Origin of the sequence: Luteitalea sp. (assembly GCA_009377605.1) — a bacterium.
Classification (GTDB): Bacteria; Acidobacteriota; Vicinamibacteria; order Vicinamibacterales; family Vicinamibacteraceae; genus WHTT01.
On sequence record WHTT01000108.1, the window covers coordinates 1 to 18,447 of the forward strand.

An 18,447-nucleotide genomic window follows, 5' to 3' on the forward strand; every position below is an offset into this window, starting at 1 on the left:
ACGGCTGATTCAGTTCCTCGACGCCGAGGGACCGGAAGCGAGGCAGCCAATCCTGGTGGTCGGCATCATCCCGGCTGTAAAGCACTCGCTCGGTAATCCCCGGCCATACCCTCATGTGTACGTGCCGCTCGGACAGCACTACGAGAGCGCCATGACGCTGCAGCTTCGGGTGTCTGGAGGGGACGGCGAACGGGCCATGCTGGGCACGATCGCCCGCGTCGTGCGCGATGTCGACGAGCGGGTGCCGGTCCTCAGTGTCGCGACATGGCGGGATCATCTCGACGCGGGTCTAGACGTGTTGCTCTATCGAGCCGGCGCCAGCGTGTTCTCGGCGTTCGGAGGCATCGCGCTGCTGCTGGCAGTCCTCGGCGTGTACGGAGTCAAGTCGTACGTCGTGTCGCGCCGGACGCGCGAGTTCGGCATCCGGATCGCCATTGGCGCACATCCACGCGCCCTGCTGTGGCAGGTGCTGCGAGAGGGCGGCCGTATCACGGCCGTTGGCATTGGGATCGGCCTGCTGTTGGCCCTTGGGGCCGGGCAGTTTCTCCACGGCATCATGTACGGAGTGAACAGCATCGAACCGGTGGTGCTGGTCACGGCGCCGCTGATCCTGCTTGCCGCGTCGCTGCTGGCCTCGTACATCCCGGCGCTTCGCGCCACGAGAGTCGATCCGACAGTGGCCCTACGCTCGGAGTAACGAGTGCCTGCAGGTAACAGGAACAGATGCCGATCTGAGCTGTGAGCGGCCGCGGATGGCATCGACGCGCACGAGTTGCTATCCTATCGGCAATTCGGCGGCGGGGTGGAAGGACATCCCACGCCGACGCGTCGCTTCATTCGGCTTGAAGAACGCTGACGCTCGACGGTCTGCGTCATCGACGCCTACAGCATTACGCCCCTCGGAGACGCACGAGCTGACGAACGTTCGATGAGTCGGATCAACAACGAGTCGCGCGAGCTGAATCGCTATCGCATTGACACGTTTCGGCTCCGTGACATCTTCTGCGCGTTCTTCAGCTCCTGCTACCTCGGGGTCCGCAAGCCTGACGCGCGGATCTACGAGATCGCCCTCGATGTGATGCAGGCGGAGCCGGCGACCAGCCTGTTCGTGGATGACCGGGAGGAGAACGTGGAGGCGGCGCGGGCCCTCGGCATGCCCACGATCCACGTAACGGATCTCCGCGGCCTCACCGAGCAGCTGCTGAACGCAGGCGTGGAGGTTCAGACGCCCGGACCTGTTTCAGCGCACATGTACCGGAACGGCGGCGAGCGTCCTCGCCGCGATGTTCAGGAGGGATAAGCATGGGGCCGACCTCTTCGGTGAGCGCCAGACACGCCTTTGACGTCGAAGAGCACGGCCTTCGACGAGGCGCGCCGGTGGATCCGTGTGTGATCGTCATCTTCGGCGCCGCGGGTGATCTCGCGCGTCGCGAGCTTGTCCCGTCTCTCTTCGAACTGCACCGCAAACAGCTTCTGCCGGAGCGCTTTGCGGTGGTCGGCTTCTCGCAAGACGGGTGGGACTCGACGAGATTTCGAGACGAGATGCGGCGTGCGGTTGAGCAGAGCTGCGGGGGGATGCAGGACTGGGAGGCCTTCGCGCAGCGCCTCAGCTTCGTGTGCGGCGACGCGATATCCGCGCCGCACGGGGCGTACGCCGCCCTGGCAGAGGAGATCGACCGGGTGCAGTCAGCGTTCGCCATTCCCGGCAACCTGTTGTTTCACATGGCCGTTCCATCCGCCTTGTTCGGCACGATCGCAGACCGATTGGGAGCGTCAGGCCTGGCGAGGAGCGACCGCGGCTGGCGCCGGCTGGTCGTCGAGAAACCGTTCGGCAAGGACCGGGCGAGCGCGCAAGACCTGGACAGTCAGCTCCAAGAGGTGTTCGCGGAGGATCAGATCTATCGAATCGATCACTTTCTGGGGAAAGAGACGGTGCAGAACATGCTCGTCTTCCGCTTCGCCAACCCCAGCTTCGAGCCGGTGTGGAACCGGAATTATATCGACCATGTCCAGATCACGGTCGCCGAGGACATCGGCATCGGTACGCGGGCGGCCTTTTACGAGCAGACCGGCGTGGTGCGCGACATGGTCCAGAACCACCTGCTTCAGTTGCTGTGCATGACGGCGATGGAGCCGCCGGTGAGCTTCGACGCCACGTCATTGCGCAACGAGACGGTGAAGGTGCTGGAGGCCGTCAATGTGGTTCCGGTTGATGTGGACGGCGGTGCCGTGCGAGGGCAGTACGGGCGAGGCCAGATGGCCGGGCAGCCGGTCCGCGGTTACCGTCAGGAAGACGGCGTCCCCGCCGACTCTGTCACCGCGACGTTCGCGGCGATCAAGCTGACGCTCGACAACTGGCGTTGGGCGGACGTGCCCTTCTATCTGCGGACCGGGAAGCGGCTCGCGCGGAAGCTCACGGAGGTGGCCATCCAGTTCAAGCCGACGCCGCACCTGATGTTCCACGGCATCGGCAGCCGCCCGATCCACAACAGCGTGCTCGTGTTCGAGGTGCAGCCCAATGAAGGGATTGTCCAGACGCTGGCGGCGAAGCAGCCGGGTCCCGACCTTGCCGTGCGCCCGGTGACGATGAACTTTCGCTATGCAGAGGCGTTCGGTGTGGAGGAGCCACCGCGCGCGTACGCGTGGCTCCTGCTCGATGCCATGCAGGGTGACCAGACGCTGTTCGCCCGCGCGGACTGGATCGACAAGGCGTGGCAGATCGTCGATCCGATCGTGGAGCGCTGGACATCCGAACGGCCGGCGAACGCTCCCAACTATGCGGCAGGCTCAGTCGGTCCCGCGACTGCCGACCACATGTTGCAACGGGACGGCCGGCGATGGAGACATCTGTGACGCGCGTTTAGGATCGACGCACTGGAGAATCAATCAACCCCAATTACACCTGGAGAACTTCGACGATTTCGTGCCGGCGGAGGAGCCGACGCTCGACCAGCGCAATCAACTGGAGAGGGCGGTGGAGGTTGTCCGGGGACTCTGATGTAATGCTGTTGATCGGGGTCTGACCCGGAGCTGGAATTGGGAAGCGCTTGGGTGTTCACAGATGACGAAGCTGAGCGTCAACTCAAGAAAGACGTAACGCGCGCATCAGCTATTCGTAGCGCAGCGCGACCATTGGATCGACACGCGCCGCCCTCCGCGCTGGAATCCAGCACGCGATTGCTGCCGTGATCGTCAGCAGTAGTGTCGTCGCCGCAAGCGTCGGCGGATCGTACATCGTCACGCCCACGAGCTGTGTGCCGATCGTTCGCCCGAGCAAGAGACTCATTGTCATTCCAATCGCGATGCCCAGCGCAACGGGTCGAAACCCGGTCCTGACTACCATTCCAAGAACATCCGTGCCTTTCGCCCCCAGCGCCATGCGTATTCCAATCTCATGCGTTTTCTGCGACGTCGAGTACGCTAAGACACTGTAAACGCCCACCGTCATCAGAATCAGCCCGATGCATGCGAAAATCGTCATCAATAGAAAACCAAACCTCGGCCCCGCATACAGCTGCTCGCTGATCCGATCTTCCAATGTGCTCGGGTAAGCCAGCGCTACTCCAGGATCCGTGGCCCACACTTCCCGCCGCACGGCGTTCATCATGGTCCCTGGGGCCTGGGACGTGCGCACCATCAGAGCCGGCACTGCGTATCCCGTGATCGTGTACGGTATCCACACTTCCGGCTCGGTCGGCACCTGCAGTCCACGATTTGTCACGTCGTCGACCACGCCAACAATTTCAAACCACGCGTCGTGCACCGGATCTGCAGCCGTCTCGAGTGTCGCGAGCCGCACGCGCCGCCCTATTGGATTGTCGGTGGGCAAGTATTTGCGCACGAACCTCTCGTTCACAACCGCTACTTTCCGCGCATCATCGACGTCGCCCTCGCTAAAGGGCCGTCCTTGCTTCAACTCAATTCGCAAGACCTGGAAATATTCCTCGCTGACCTGTTGAAACAAGGTCTGCCACTCTTCGTCCTGCGTTGTTCCCGCAATCTCCATCTTGCTTTCGGCGCCACCATAGGGCGGCATTGCACTGGATGCCGCCGCATTCACCACGCCGGGGAATGCCTTCAGCCGTGCGAGCAGCGGCCGCAAGAATCCCGTCACCTGCTCGGCTGTGTTGTAGCGGTCCGCGGGCAGGGGGAGCACAGCCTGGAACACATGGTCCGCCCGCAATCCTAGATGGACTTCCCGCAGGGCCACAAAGCTCCGCATCAGCAGCCCCGCGCCGATCAACAGCGTCAAGGACAGCGCGACTTCCATCACCACCACCGCGTCACGCAGCCGCCTGCCCCGGAATCCGCCGCTCACTCCCTTGCCGCTGTCGCGCAGTGGATCGTTCAAGTCACGCCGGGACGATTGCAGCGCCGGTACCAACCCAAACACCAGCGCCGTCAGCACCGCAATGCACAGCGTAGCCGTCAGCACCGGCGCATTCAGCTCAATCACCGACTCGGCAGGGATGACGTCCTGCGGGATTGCTGCAACGAGTGACTTCAGCCCACCCCAGGCGAGGAAGATCCCCAGCGCGGCTCCGGCTATCGCAAGCACCAAGCTCTCGACGATCAGCAGCCGGACGATTCGCGTGCGCCGGGCCCCCAGCACTGCGCGCAAGGCAAATTCCTTCTCGCGCGCCGTCGCGCGCGCCAGCATCAGGTTCGCCACGTTGCCGCACGCGATCAGGAGTAGCAATCCCACTGCCGCCAGTACCGTGTACAAGGTCGCCTCGAGACGCCCCACGACCGAGTCGCCTAGCTTTCTTACTTGAACAGTGAAGTGCGGCGGGTAATCCTGCGGATGAATCTTCGCCAAGCGATGGGCGATCACCGTCAGCTCCGCCTCCGCTTGCTGGACCGAGACGGCCGGCTTCAAGCGTCCCACCAGGAACCAGTACGGTTGAGAGTCCGCCGGTCCCTTCGCGTCACGGGTCAACGTGTGCGGAACGAACACGTCCGCTCCGTACCAGCCAAAACGCGGCGGCATGATGCCGACGAGCGTCCGGGGCGTGTCGTTCAGGACAAATGCCTTGCCCAGAATCGATGGATCCCCGTTGAACCGTTCCATCCAGGTCTTGTGGCGCATCACGAACACCGGCGGCGCCCCCGGCTCATAGTCACCCGGCTGCATCACGCGGCCGTGAAGTGCCGGCAGGCCGAAAAACTCGAAAGTACCCGGCGTGACGCGCGCCCCGGCGAGCGCCTCGGTTCCGTCTCCGTGCTTGTACAGCACCGGGTCTCCGAACGCGGCGGTGATCCCGTCGAACACGTGATTGTGTTCTGTGAATTCCAGAACTTCCGTGACCCTGTATCCCTGTCGCCCCCCGCCCTCGCTTTGCTGCGTGTTGTGGATCCGCGGAAACACCATCCGATCCGCTCCCTTGTAGGGAAACGGTGCCAGCAGCACGTTGTTGACCACGCTGAAAATCGCCGTGACCGCGCCGATGCCCAATCCCAGCGTGGCGATCGACACCACCGCGAATCCCCGGTCCTTCCACAACAAGCGCAGCGCGTACCGCAGGTCGTGCCACAGCGCCTCGATCGATGGGAGCGTCTTCAACGCTCTGCGGTCCTCTTGCAACAAGGTGGTGTTGCCGAACTGCCGTCGCGCTGCTCCTGCGGCCTCTTTCCTGGACATGCCCTGCGCCACGAATCTGTCCGCGAGCAGCCGCAAGTGTTCTTGGATCTCCTCACCGAACTCATCGTCACGGTGTTGTCCGTGCAGAAGACCGCGCAGCGTCGCCACGAAAGCGCGTAGCCTGAATTCTCGTCGTGAGCTCATGACGATCTCTCCGCTTCCAGCCGCAGCACGCGGCGAATCACACCAGAAATGCGCTCCCAGTTCTCCGTTTCGACCTCGAGCTGCTTCTGGCCGCGCTTGGTGATGGAATAGAACTTCGCCTTGCGGTTGTTCTCCGACGTGCCCCACGCTGCCGCAATCCATCCCTGCTGTTGCAACCGTAGCAACGAGGTGTACACTGTGCCCTCATTCAGCCGGAGAACGTCGCGACTCACCTGCTCGATGCGCCGTGCAATTCCGAACCCGTGCAGTGGTCCCAGCGCGTGCAGCGTCTTCAAGATCATGAGATCCAACGTCCCTTGCAGCACTTCGGATGTCTTCTTGTCCATCTGCCTTCCGTTCCTTTTCCTTCGGCCTTGACCACGCCATCGTCCCTTTGGAGTATCCAAATGAGCATAACATCGCTTCTATGGAACGTCCATAGGACAGTCGATCCCCCAGATCGTCCCTTCCGGCACGGCTCGCAGCCGCTCCCACGCGTAGAAGACGACCATCGGCAGGTCCGGCAACACCGCACCGAGCGCGACCGGCACGACGCCATTGGCTTCGCCGCGGCGAGGGAGGACGAGCAGGTTGAGAATGCCGTGCGCCGGCGTGTTCATGCTGTGAACGTGAGCATATCACCGCGGTCGGTGGCTATAATTGGCACGTCGGCAAGCCGGTGGAGCCGGATCACCTGATGGCAATCGTCGTCAGTGTAGGCGCGTACTAGAAGTGCAGCGTTTCGTGATTGCGGTGACGCATTTCGACCTCATACGGCCGGCCTCGCAGTGACTGTTCTGATAGGGCCGCCTCTCCGAGGCGCTGGGGATCACGATGAAGTTGCACAGTTCTGTTCTGGCGGTTGCCATTGGGATTTGGTCCCTCACGCCGGCGAGCGCTAACCCGCAGGCCAGCTATGGGCCCCAGTTGGAGGGCTTCGAATACCCGCACCCAATCCAGCGCTTTGAGCTCTCCTCGCAGGGCAAGGGCCTTTCCATGGCCTTCATGGACGTCGCGCCGACAGGGGACGCAAACGGCCGGACGGCCGTGCTCCTGCATGGCAAGAATTTCTGCGGCGCCACCTGGGAAGGCACGATCAAGGTGTTGTCGGAGGCCGGCTATCGCGTGATCGCGCCCGACCAGATCGGCTTCTGTGCCTCCACCAAGCCCGAAGGCTATCAGTTCAGTTTCAACCAGCTCGCGGCCAACACCCATGCCCTTCTCGCCGCGCGCGGCATTGAGCGGGCCACCGTCATCGGCCATTCGATGGGCGGCATGCTGGCGGCGCGGTATACGCTCAACTATCCGCAAACGGTCGAGCAGCTCGTGCTCGTCAATCCCATCGGGCTCGAGGACTGGCAGGCCGAAGGCGTTCCCTACGCGACCATCGACCAACTCTACGAAGGCGAACTGAAGACCAGCTTCGACAGCATCAAGGCCTATCAGCAGCGCTTCTACTACAACAGCCAGTGGAAGCCGGAATATGACCGGTGGGTCTCGATGCTCGCGGGCATGTATGCGGGGCCGGGCAAGGAGATCGTCGCCTATAATCAGGCCCAGACGTCGGAGATGCTCTTCACCCAACCGGTGGTGCACGAATTCGGCCGCATCACGGCACCCACCCTGTTGCTGATCGGCGGCAAGGACCGGACGGCGCCCGGCGCCAACCGTGCGCCGAAGGAGATCGCCGAGCGGCTCGGCAACTATCCGGAGCTCGGGCGCCGCGCGGCAGAGGCCATCCCCAATGCCACGCTGACCGAGTTCCCCGAGCTCGGCCATTCCCCGCAGGTCGAGGCCCCCGACCAGTTCCACGAGGCGCTGCTGCGCGGTCTTGCGTCGCGAAGCTGATCGTCGCGGCTCAGAAGCATCGGGATTGGCCCTTTTCTATAATCACCTCCACCTGAAGCTCATGGTAGGCCGGCTCTTCAGGACCGCCGTGACCGGCGGGGCGAATCAGCGGTTCTTCGACGAACGGTCGCACCGCTACGCCACGGGTAGTCAGACGTCGTACGCCATGCCGCTCTACTTGGATCTCGTCGAGGAACAACATCGTTCAGCCGTCGTGCGCAATCTCCTCGACTCGATCATCGACGGTGGAAAGGCGCTGACGGCAGGCGACAGGGCCGACGCGTCACCGAAGGAGGCCTGCCCCTCGGCCACGCGCCCGGCGTCCGAGTATTGCGCCGCGCCGCGGCGCGCCTTGTTGTCGAAGTGGGCTCAGGAAGTTACAACTTCGTCGCGCACGCGGATCCGGCTCCTCAACGACGTGACGTGAGGTGATCTGCGTCCAGCATCGGGCTGCTGATCGCGAGCTCGGCAATTTATACGCTGAAGCTACGGTCCGTCGTTCCCTCGAGCCGGCTGAAGAGGCTGGACGGCAACGCTCAGGCCGGTGCGGGCTGCGTCGTAGCCAGCAAAGGTCAGCGCAAGGGTTCTGAGGTTGTCGCGCGCGGCTTGCGGAGCGGGACTGCCCGACAGCATGCTGTCGGCGAACGCGCGCTGGAGCAGGTAGAACGCCTCCGCGTAGTCGGCAGTGGGACAGCGGCGTTCGTCCTTCACGACCGTTTCTCCTTTCACCATGCGGAAACGCGCCGTGTCCCCGCGCGTCATGCGGCCTTCGAACCAGGCCTCGCCGGCATCGCCAATCACCAGCGCGGAGCCCTGCTGCACGCCGCCGGCTTTCCATGAGATGTCGATGATCGCGGAGGTCTCCGCGTACTCCCACACGACGTGGGCCAGGCTCTCGGCGCGCACGCGCCGGTTCACGCGATGGAGGCGTGCGCCGACGGCGTCCGGGTCGCCGAGCAGCGCACGCAGCATTGCGGCGAGATGCACGCCGTACTCGAGCAGCAGGCCGCGTGGCGCCTCCGCCTTGAACGGCTCCGGCGGCTCCCGCGGATCGTGCTGTTCGAGCCGCACGTAGCGCAGCGTCCCGAAGAAACCCTCGCGGTGCGCCCGCAGAATCTCCAGGAACCAGGGGCGGTGCGGGTGGTTCTCGTGGACCGCAAACAGCTTTGGAAACGTCTGGAGGTCGTCCACCAGCGCGGTCGCCTCCTCCAGCCGATCGCACAGCGGCTTCTGACAGATGATGTGCAGGCCCGCCCGCGCCGCCGCGAGGCAATGCGCGCGATGCATCGCAGGGGGCGTCAGAATATCGACGAAGTCCAAGTGTCCGGTCGCGGCGGCGTCCTCCAGCGTCGGATGCAGCGTCGCGGTAGGCGCAAACTCGCGGCGACGTGCGGCCGCGCGATCCAGGTCTGGATCGGCCAGCGCCACGATCTCGACTTCCGGGATGCGCCGCCAGCCCGCGAGATGGAATGCCGAGATGGCTCCGCAGCCGACGACCGCGCCGCGCAGGGTCACGTCACCGCCCCGATCCGGGCGTCCGGCGGCAGCAGGCGCCGCGTGGGCCGCGCCCGCGTGGCGTAGAAGAGCCCGCCCAACGCGACGAGCGGCATGACGCCAGCAAACGCGAACGCGAATGCGAAGCCGCCGCTTCGCATCACCGTGTCGCCGACCAGCCACATGAACGCGGCGCCGGCCAGCGATCCGGCGCCTCCGAGGAGGCCGGTGGCCGTCGACACCTTCGTTGCCGACACCTCCGACGCGAACGCGAGATAGTTCACCATGAAGCAGCCCAGGCCGAAGGTTGCGACGCAGATCATGACCGTCACGAAATCAACGCTTCGAAGCCAGGAGACTATCGGCACGCCCGTCATGCAGAGTGCACCAACGGTGGCGACCAGACGGCGCGCCGGCACCACGCCCAGCCGACGCGTGAGCCCCACGACGAGCCATCCGCCCAGCACCAGGCCGACGTCGAGCGCGAGATAGACGATGACGAGCCGGTTCGCCAGCTCCTGTCCGAAGCCCACGCCTGCGTACCGATCGAAGAAGCGCGGCAGCCAGCTGATGTAGAAATACTGCAGTGGATTCAGGAAACAGGTCGCGACGAGCAGGCCCCACAGCGCCGGCGAGCGCAGGATGTGGCGGACCGTCGAGGGCGAGGCGTCGAGTACCCCGGTATCCGGCGCGCCCGGCGCGCGACTGGCTGATGGCATCGCGGCTGACGTGCCTTCGCGCTGCAGCTGCAGCTGCGGCCAGGCCTTCGTCGTGGCCAACCACACGACCGTCCAGAGGAGGCCGACGAGCCCGACCACGACGAACGCGACACGCCAGTGATACCTGGTGGCCAGATGAACGATGATCGGCGGTGCCACGAGGGCCCCAACGCTCGTGCCGCATTGGAAGAGTCCATTGGCGAGCGGTCGTTGGCCGGGCGGAAAGATCCGTGCGACCACTCGCAGCGCGAGCGGCCAGTTCGGCGACTCACAGATGCCCAGCAGCAGCCGCAATGACAGCATGCTCCAGAAGCCCGACGCCAGCGCGGCCGACGCACCCGCGAGCGACCAGGCCGCCACGGCGACAGCGTACACCCACACGACCGAGAATCGATCGAGCACGGGCCCGATGACGATCTGCGCCACACCATACGCGATGAAGAACGCGAACAGCCATTGGCCGAAGTGGCCGTCGTGCAAGCGCAGATCCTCGAGCACGAGCGAGGAGGAGACGGCGAGCGTCTGCCGGTCCAGATAGTTCAGCAGCGTCGCGGCGAACAGCAGCCCTACGATCCACCATTTCGCGCGTGGGCTCACGATGCCGGCTCCAATCCAAGCAGACGCGCCGGGTTGTCCTGTGCCATCCGCCGGATCGCGGCCTCGTCGAAGCCCGCCGCGAGCAGCCGCGAGAGGTAGTGCCGCAGTCCGGCGACGGGGGCCGGATACTGCGGCATGCCGTAGTCGGTCGCCACGATCGTCGTCTCCACGCCGATCGCCCGGATCTGCCGGACGATCGCCTCGAACGGGACGTGGCCGCACAGGTCCGGTTCGATGGACACGAGGCAGCGCTCGAAGTACACGAATCCGGTGCGCGCGAGCGCCTGCTGCACGTCGAGGGGCACGGCCGTGACGCCCCACTCGGGATGGGTCACGCTCACGCGCCGCACGCCGGCCGCGAGCGCCTCCTCGATCAGCACCCGCGATTCCTCGGGTGACAGATGTCCTGTGGCCAGCACTGCATCAGCGTCCGCGACGAGGCGGAGGATGTCGCGCAGGACGGGCTGTAGGATCGACCCGCTCACCCGCGAACCGCCGCAGCCTGGATCCTGCAGTGTCGCGTCCGCGAAGACGCTCGAGCCGCCGCGTCGCCCGTAGTGCTGCTGGTGGTTCGCGGCAGACTTGGTGGGCATCCAAACCTGCCGCGCGCCCATCGCCAGCGCCGCTTCCACCGCGCGGGGGTTCAGCCCACCCACCGTGTCGTTGAGCACCACGCCGCCCAGCACGCGCACGTCGGGCTGCAATCGGTTGAGCAGGTACGCCCGCTCACAGGTCGAGCACACGTGGGACTTCAACACGAGCGCGCGCAGTCCAGCCTCCCGGGCCTGCTCGACGAGATCGAGATCGTCCAGCTTGCGATCGACGACATCCGGGAAGCTGTGGACGTGACATTCGATCGCGCCACGGAGCAGCAGGGCGGCAACGGCGTTCACGTCAGGGGGGCCGTTCTGCTGATGGCTCACGGTGTCTCCCTCGTGGCCTGCCGTGCCTTGAGCAGCGCCCAGCGATCGAGCCGTCGGTCGATGCTCTCGCGATCCTCGCCGACTTCGATCGCCCGGCGGATTGCCACCTCCGCCTGCTCGGCCGCTTCAGCGAATTCGATCACCTCGGCCACCAGGGCCTCCGGCACGATCACGACACCATCGTCATCCGCGACGACGAAATCGCCGGGGGCGATCGTCACGCGCGCCTCGAGCTGGCCGGCCATCGTGATGGGCACGTTGAAGCCATGAATCTGGAATCGACCGTGCGCGAGCACGGGCGTGACGAAGCGGCACCAGGTCGGAAAGCCCATCGCAATCAGATCGGTCTCGTCCCGAGTCCCGCCGTCGATGATGATCCCGGCGGCGCCCTTGACGCGCGCCGTTGCGCCGGTATTGCCCCCCCAGGGTCCGCCCTGCTCGTGTCCGCCGCAGTCGAACACGATCACGTCGCCGGGCTGAATGGCGCGGAACATGTCGTAGCTGAAGGCGGTGCCCCAGCTGCCGTCGGCCACCGACATGGTCGCGCCGTGCAGCGTGAGGGCGGGGCCCGCGAGGCGATGGCCGCGCGCGAGCGGACGGATGCGCGACGACAGCGCCTGGTTGGGATGTCTCATCTTGTCCAGCACGTCGTACACCGTGGGCGATGAGACGGTGCGGTACCGGGCAATCAGGTCCTGACGTGTGGGTGTCATGACGCTCGAGTGGAGGTTGGCGCGCCGATGGAGTCGGCGACGACGTGCTGCGGCGGCTCGCCGCACGTGAAGCGCAGCAGGTTCGTGAACGCGGCCCGCATCTTCGTTCTCAGGGCGTCGCGCGTCCCTGCGGCGATGTGCGGCGTGATGAGGACCTGTTCCATGTAGAGCAACGGATGGTCGGGCGCGGGCGGCTCCCGCTCCAGCACATCGAGTGCCGCGCCTGCCAGGTGTTCGCTCAGCAGCGCGTCGACCAGCGCGGCCTCGTCCACGAGTCCGCCGCGGGACGTGTTGATCAGGACGGCGCCCGGCTTCATGCTGCGCAGCGCCTCGCGATCGATCAGGTGTCGGCTGCCCGCGTGCAGCGGGACGTGCAGGCTGACGATGTCGGCGGCGGCGAGCAGCGCGTGCAGTGACGGGGCGTCGGTGACGTCGAGCTCCGCCGGCGCGGGCCCGAGGACCTCGGGGTCGAAGTACACGACGCGCGTGTCGAACGCACGCGCGCGTTTCGCGACTTCGCGGCCGATCCGTCCGAAGCCGACGAGTCCCAGCGTCTTCCCGCACAGCTCGAACGATCGGTCGCGCAGTGTCCACTGCGGCCAGCGGCCCGCGCGCACGCCGTTCGCCGCAGTGACGAGCCGCTTGTACAGCGCGAGGATCAGCAGGATCGTGTGCTCTGCCACGCCGATGGAGGTGCCTTCCGGCGTCAAGGCCACTGGGATGCCGCGCGAGCGGCAGGCGTCGAGGTCGATCCGCTCGTAGCCGACGCCCTGGTGCTGGATCATCTTCAGTCTCGGTGCGGCGGCGATGTGTCCGGCCGTCACCGGATGATCGGCGACGAGAATGAAGTCGCACCGCGCCAGCTCCAACGCGAAGCCTCCGCGTGCGCCCGTGCGGTTCGGCGGAACACCGTTCGGTGTGAGGAGCGTCCAGCCCTCCGGCAGCTGTTCGGCGACGATGGCGCAGACCTCGGGTGTCGCGCCGGGGTTCAGGTAGAAGACGGTGTACACGGCGGGAAGCATATCGCAAAAGCGCTCGATCTAATCGATTAGAGTCTAGAGACTGGCCGCCGTTCCATTCAGCGCTGGGCCTGCTCTCGCAGCAGCGGTCGACTTGCTTCGCTCGCTCAGGCGCGCCCTACCGGATGCCCCTGCGAGCCTGCGCCTGGAGCTTCTTGTATGTTTCGAGGGTTGATCGCGCGAGTGCCGGCTGACCGGTCTGTCGATACGCCTGCGCAAGCTGATAGTGGAGGCTGCCGTCCTCGTCGGCCACGAGCGCGGCCTTCAAGTGCGGCACGGCGGCCCTCGCGTCCCCTTTCAGCATGAGCGCTCGGCCGAGCGCGGCCTGTCCTTCCGCGTTGGCGGGCGCCGCGCGGATCGCGGCTTCCAGGTACGTAAGCGCTTCGTCGACCTGTTGTGTGTCGAGCAGGATGCGGCCGTACAGGATCTGCAGATCCGGCCGGTTGGGATCGTTGGGATCTGCCTTGAGCAACCGCTCGACGATCGGCCGCGCCTCGTCGTAATTCCGCGCAAGATACAGCGCCGCCGCGAGATCGCGTGCGATCGCGGGATCGTTGGGCGCGAGCTTGGCCGCTGCGCGAAGCTCGCGTACCGCGTCCCGCGGCCCTCCCCGCGCGCGATAGAGCTCCGCTTTGACGACATGGAGCTCCACGGAGGCCGGTAGCTCCTCGAGTCGTCTGAAAGCCTCGTCTGCGAGGTGACTGAACGCCACCGCCCGCTGGTGGGACCTCTCGCGGTCCGTGTCGGTCCGCGTGGTTGCTGCACCCTGCGCGCCGCCCGTGCGCAACGCGGCAGAGGCTTGCTGTGCGGCTTGCTGTGCCGCGCCGTCATAGCTCCGCCCGAGGGCCGCCCAGGCGTGCGCCGATTCCGGCAGGGCTCGTGTCACCTGCGCGAGCTCCGTCGCCGCCTCTTCGTATCGGCGCAACTCGACGAGCGCCTCGCCCAACGCCTGTCGTGCCATGACATTCGACGCCTCTACCGCAAGTACCGTTCGTAGCGGATCGACGGCGCGCTTCGGCTGGCCGAGATCGAGGTACACCATCCCGAGAAAGAGCTGTGCGCCGAGCAGTGATGGATCGAGCTCGATGGCGCGTTCGAGCGGCGCCCGTGCCTGTTGGGGACGCCCCGCCATCGCGTACGCCGTGCCGAGGTTCATGTGCAGCCAGGCCTCCCGGGGCCGTGCCTCGGCCAGTGTGGCGTACAACCGGGCCGCCGCGTCGAAGCGCTCCTCGGCCATCGCGGCGTGGGCACGTGCCGCCAGCTCCGACAGCTTCGGCGTTTGCGCGTCGGGCGCACCACCCGCGATCAGCCAGAAGACGAGGAGCGCGCTCACGTCGATCGGCCGCAGGACCTTCGACATGTCAGCACCAACGGACGTGGACGTCCGGAAGGATCCGTTCGATGTCGTGAGTATAGCAAAGGTTCTTGATCTAATCGATTAGAATTTGGGTAGACTGGCAGCCACAGCATTGAAGCTCAGAGAACCTTTCTGGCGTGATGGTTCTTGTGCCATGTCGTTTGCCACTGGGGTGTCGAGCTCCGGTCTTTGCCACGAATGGAGGGGGACATGAGATCGGTCAAGGCTTTGCGGGAGCCGGAGGTCCATAGACGGCCTTTGACGTGTGTGCGTCGCGTCGCCGCACACGGCCTGCCGACGGTGGTCGTCGTGTTGTTGAGTGCCGCTGCCGTGTTCGCACAGACGAGCGGCACGGTGCAGGGGACCGTGGTCGATGAACAGGGTGGCGTCCTGCCGGGTGCTGATCTGGAGCTCGTCAACCAGGCAACCAACGCGACGCTCCGTCAAACCACGGGCGGACAAGGCGGTTTTGTGTTCAACTTCGTGCCACCGGGTCCCTATGTCCTCAGAGCCGAGGCGGAAGGGTTCCAGGATGCGCAAGTGGCCGACGTGCTCGTCGAGCTGAACCGCAGCACCGTCGTCACGGTGCGAATGAAGATAGGGGAGATCCAGGAAGAAGCGGTGGTCGTAGCCCCTGTCGCACCTGTGAACACGGTGTCGGGGCAGGTCAGCACGAATGTGGAGACGGAGCTCGTGCAAGACCTTCCCAACTTGGATCGCAACGTGCTCGCATTTGGCGCCTTGGCGCCGGGCGTCGACATGTCGTTCTCCGAGACCTCGGGCGACACCGGGCAAGTGTTGAACATCCAGGGCTCCTACGCGGAGGTGAACGGCAATCGGCAGGGCCGGAACACCTTCTATTTGGATGGCGCCGACAACACGTTGTCGTTCCGCAACAGTGCGGCTCAGTTCCCAAACCCCGACGCCGTCCAGGAGATCCAGATCGCCACGTCCAACACCCCTGCGGAATTCGGCAAGCAACCTGGCGGCAGCTTCAACGTGATCACCAAGTCAGGCACCAACCGCTTCGACGGCACCGCCGCCTACTTCTTCCGCGACAAGCGCTTGAACGCGAACACCTGGGGCAACAACCAGGCGGGCGAGCCGAAAGCCGAGGACGCACTGACGAACCTCTCGGGCACGCTCGGCGGCCCGATCGTTCGGGACCGAACGTTCTTCTTCGGCTCGTTCACGCGCTTTCGCAACGAGTCAGAGTCAAGCCAGAACGACGTTCGCTTCCCCACGGCGGCCATGATGGCGGGAGACTTCAGCGCCATCCCCGTCACGCTCTTCAATCCAGAGACCGGAGCGCCACTCACAGGAAACCAGATCCCTCCTGAATTACTCGACCCGGTCGCGTTGAACATCGCACAGGAGCTCTCCACGGTCGAGACGTTCAACGACGCGATCTTCTGGCGGTTTACCCAGCCGGTAGAGAACCACGAGGCCCTGCTGCGCCTGGACCACAGCCTCACCGATCACCACAGGCTGCAGTTCAACCTCCTGCGGGTGTGGGGCGACGAGCAGTTTCCGGATTCAGACAACGGCCTGAACACGGTGCCCGGCTGGCTCAATCGCGTGAACGATGTGGGGCAGACCACCTCCAGCGTCAAGCACACGTGGGTGGCGACGTCGAACCTGGTCGTCGAGAATCGGTTCAACTTCGCGTTTCAAACCGCTGACCGTACCAACGACGGTGTGGGGCGTGACCTGTCTGACTTCGGCGCAGAGAACTTTCCCATCAGTCAGGAGGGTGCGAGGAAGTACCTGCCGCAGGTCGACATTGACGATGGTCCGCGCACGTTTGGCGGGTGGCTGAGCCTCTTCGAGCAGCAGAACTTCCGGTTCGGCAGCACGCTGACCTGGCTCAAGGGCAGCCACAACATCAAGGCGGGCGTGGAGCTCCAGCGCGACCGCATCAGACAGCTCGACGACAATCCGGGAACCCAATTTACCTTCGACGGCCGGTTCTCGGCGAGCCCTTCTGGCTTCGCATCTGACGTCCCGTCGGAGAATCGCTTTGCGTTTGCGTGGGCCGACTTTCTCATGGGCCGTTATGCGGGCGACGTGGAGGCGCGGGGCTTTCTCGACTACGACCTGCACAACTGGTTGTACTCGTCGTTCATCCAAGACCAGTGGCAGGTCACGCCGAAGCTGACGATCTTTCCCGGGCTTCGCTACGACTTCTTCACTGCCGCAAGCGAGAAGAACGACAAGACGGTGGCGTTCATCGAAGGCAACCGTTCGACCGTGTTCCCGCAGGCGCCGGTGAACCTGGCGTTTCCGGGCGACTCTGGTGTGCCGGACGGCTTCTTCGAGACCGATTTCGACAACATCGCGCCGCGGGTGAACGTGGCCTACGACGTCTTCGGAGACGGGCGAACGGCGGTGCGCGGCGGCGTCGGTCTCTACTACTCCTATTCGAACTTCAATCCCAAGCTGTGGCCCGCCGAGAGCGCGCCCTTCCGTCCCGCCGTGATTGCCAATGATGGACAGCTCCGCGATCCGTGGCTCACGAGCGCGTTTCCCACCTTCGACAGCACTCCCGTCCCCCTCGACAACAGCGACATCCTCAACTTCGAGTGGCCTGATCTGGTCAGTGCGATCGGATTCGCGGAGCCGTTCGAGACGCCGTATGCCTGGCAGTGGAATCTGTCGGTCGAGCGTGAGATGACCGAGGGGGTGACGCTCGAAGTCGGCTATGTCGGGAATCGCACGAACAAGCTGCCGCAGAACCTGGACCTCAACTTCGCCCGGTTCGAGGAGGGTGCGAACGACAGCGCCGAGAATCTCCAATCACGGCGGCCCTTTGAGGGATATCAGCGGATTGCGATCGTGACGCCGATCGCGAAGAGCTGGTACGACGCGTTGCAGGTCTCGAGTCGCATCAGGCGAGGCGGGCTCAACGTGCGCGTGCATTACACGCTGGCCAAGGGCTTCGACACGCAATCGGGCGACCCCACGTCGCCGGATATCCAGGGCGCCAATCCGCTCGATCCGCTCGGCGAGAAGGGGCCGAACCAGCGACGGCACACGCTGGCCGTCTACTACGTGTACGACATCCCGTTCCTTCGCGAGGGAACGAGCCTGGCCCATCGCATCCTGGGAGACTGGCAGCTTTCGGGGCTCATCAGCGCGCGTTCGGGCCAACCGCTCAACCTGACGCTCGGCACGGACTGGAACGTCGACGGCCAGGGAGGCGATCGTCCCGACCTGATCGGCTCTATCGAATACCCGAAAGCCGATCTGGACGACGGCGACATCCAGTGGTTCGCTTGGACGGCCCAGGGTGAGGACAGGCCGCCGTTCTTCCGGCCCGGTGGCGGGACCGACCACAACACGTTCGGCACGCTTGGCCGGAACGCGTTGGTTGGACCGTCGCAGTGGACGGCCGACATGGCGCTGCTGAAGAGCTTCCGCTTGTTCAGGGACGCGCGCGCCCAGTTCCGCATCGAGGCGTTCAATATCTTCAACCATCCAATTCTGAGCAATCCGAACACGACCTTCAGCAGCGGGAACTTCGGGCGGATCACGTCGCGTTTCAGCAACAGGCGGTTCCAGCTCGGCCTGAAGCTGTACTTCTAAGACAGACCCCAAGGCCGGACGTAGGGAAACTGGCGTCATCTCTCACGAGTCCGGCCCTGGGAGATATCCAAGGAGGATCCGATGTCACGGTTCCACGGCTTCGTCGGGGTGTTGTTGGCGTCTGGTCTCGGCGGCCTGGCTGTCGGCCAGACGGTGGTCGGGCAAGGCGGTGACGCGCCTGGGGAGCAGACACAGGTGGAGGCAGCGACCGTCGTGCGCTGTACGAATGAGCCTTCGGACGCGGCGATGATCAACGCGGTGATTGCGGCGAGTCAGCCGGGCGATGCCATCGTGTTCGACGGTCCCTGCCAAATCACGGAGACGATCAAGCTGCTCGGCAATCGATCATATAGCGGCCAGAGTCGCACCGGGACGGTGCTGTGGCAGGGCCAGGGCGCCACCCTCCC

General features: G+C 65.0%; 15 protein-coding genes. 7 read left to right on the forward strand and 8 right to left on the reverse strand.

What is annotated here, in order from left to right:
* The 3 genes from GEV06_24660 to zwf form a co-directional block, all read left to right on the forward strand.
* Nucleotides 1-697: FtsX-like permease family protein (locus GEV06_24660; GenBank protein MPZ21063.1), on the forward strand; the 697-nt coding region annotated here is incomplete at its 5' end.
* 231 nt (nucleotides 698-928) lie between these two features.
* Nucleotides 929-1,300, forward strand: coding sequence for an HAD-IA family hydrolase (locus GEV06_24665; GenBank protein MPZ21064.1), 372 nt, complete (start codon nucleotides 929-931; stop codon nucleotides 1,298-1,300).
* A gap of 2 nt (nucleotides 1,301-1,302) precedes the next feature.
* Nucleotides 1,303-2,853 (forward strand): glucose-6-phosphate dehydrogenase, encoded by a 1,551-nt coding sequence (zwf, locus tag GEV06_24670; GenBank protein MPZ21065.1) that lies wholly within the window; start codon nucleotides 1,303-1,305, stop codon nucleotides 2,851-2,853.
* Nucleotides 2,854-3,109: 256 nt separating this feature from the next.
* On the opposite strand, the gene GEV06_24675 is transcribed toward zwf, so the two are convergent.
* The 3 genes from GEV06_24675 to GEV06_24685 all read right to left on the reverse strand — a co-directional run bounded on the left by GEV06_24675 (nucleotide 3,110) and on the right by GEV06_24685 (nucleotide 6,405).
* Complete coding sequence (locus tag GEV06_24675; protein MPZ21066.1) at nucleotides 3,110-5,785, reverse strand: FtsX-like permease family protein; 2,676 nt, start codon at nucleotides 5,783-5,785, stop codon at nucleotides 3,110-3,112.
* Nucleotides 5,782-6,132, reverse strand: a complete 351-nt coding sequence (locus GEV06_24680; GenBank protein ID MPZ21067.1) for a PadR family transcriptional regulator — start codon at nucleotides 6,130-6,132, stop codon at nucleotides 5,782-5,784. The genes GEV06_24675 and GEV06_24680 overlap by 4 nt, the downstream gene beginning before the upstream one ends.
* 78 nt (nucleotides 6,133-6,210) lie before the next feature.
* A complete protein-coding gene (locus tag GEV06_24685; protein MPZ21068.1) occupies nucleotides 6,211-6,405 on the reverse strand; it encodes a hypothetical protein in 195 nt (64 codons plus the stop codon).
* Nucleotides 6,406-6,619: 214 nt separating this feature from the next.
* Here GEV06_24685 and GEV06_24690 point away from each other — a divergent pair, with 214 nt between their 5' ends.
* Nucleotides 6,620-7,633, forward strand: a complete 1,014-nt coding sequence (locus GEV06_24690) for an alpha/beta fold hydrolase (GenBank protein ID MPZ21069.1) — start codon at nucleotides 6,620-6,622, stop codon at nucleotides 7,631-7,633.
* 61 nt (nucleotides 7,634-7,694) lie between these two features.
* A complete protein-coding gene (locus tag GEV06_24695; protein ID MPZ21070.1) occupies nucleotides 7,695-8,060 on the forward strand; it encodes a hypothetical protein in 366 nt (121 codons plus the stop codon).
* Between the two features lie 59 nt (nucleotides 8,061-8,119).
* On the opposite strand, the gene GEV06_24700 is transcribed toward GEV06_24695, so the two are convergent.
* From GEV06_24700 to GEV06_24720, 5 genes are all read right to left on the reverse strand, one after another.
* Nucleotides 8,120-9,148 (reverse strand): hypothetical protein, encoded by a 1,029-nt coding sequence (locus GEV06_24700; protein MPZ21071.1) that lies wholly within the window; start codon nucleotides 9,146-9,148, stop codon nucleotides 8,120-8,122.
* The gene (locus GEV06_24705; protein MPZ21072.1) at nucleotides 9,145-10,830 is read right to left on the reverse strand and encodes an MFS transporter; all 1,686 of its coding nucleotides are present in this window, start codon (nucleotides 10,828-10,830) and stop codon (nucleotides 9,145-9,147) included. The genes GEV06_24700 and GEV06_24705 overlap by 4 nt, the downstream gene beginning before the upstream one ends.
* A 532-nt stretch (nucleotides 10,831-11,362) precedes the next feature.
* The gene (locus GEV06_24710) at nucleotides 11,363-12,079 is read right to left on the reverse strand and encodes a hypothetical protein (protein ID MPZ21073.1); all 717 of its coding nucleotides are present in this window, start codon (nucleotides 12,077-12,079) and stop codon (nucleotides 11,363-11,365) included.
* Complete coding sequence (locus GEV06_24715) at nucleotides 12,076-13,101, reverse strand: dehydrogenase (protein ID MPZ21074.1); 1,026 nt, start codon at nucleotides 13,099-13,101, stop codon at nucleotides 12,076-12,078. The genes GEV06_24710 and GEV06_24715 overlap by 4 nt, the downstream gene beginning before the upstream one ends.
* Before the next feature lie 115 nt (nucleotides 13,102-13,216).
* A complete protein-coding gene (locus tag GEV06_24720; protein MPZ21075.1) occupies nucleotides 13,217-14,458 on the reverse strand; it encodes a tetratricopeptide repeat protein in 1,242 nt (413 codons plus the stop codon).
* Nucleotides 14,459-14,644: 186 nt separating this feature from the next.
* On the opposite strand from GEV06_24720, the gene GEV06_24725 reads away from it, so the two are divergent.
* Nucleotides 14,645-18,040, forward strand: a complete 3,396-nt coding sequence (locus GEV06_24725) for a hypothetical protein (protein MPZ21076.1) — start codon at nucleotides 14,645-14,647, stop codon at nucleotides 18,038-18,040.
* Nucleotides 18,041-18,121: 81 nt separating this feature from the next.
* The coding region (locus GEV06_24730) for a hypothetical protein (protein MPZ21077.1) at nucleotides 18,122-18,447 on the forward strand (326 nt) is incomplete at its 3' end.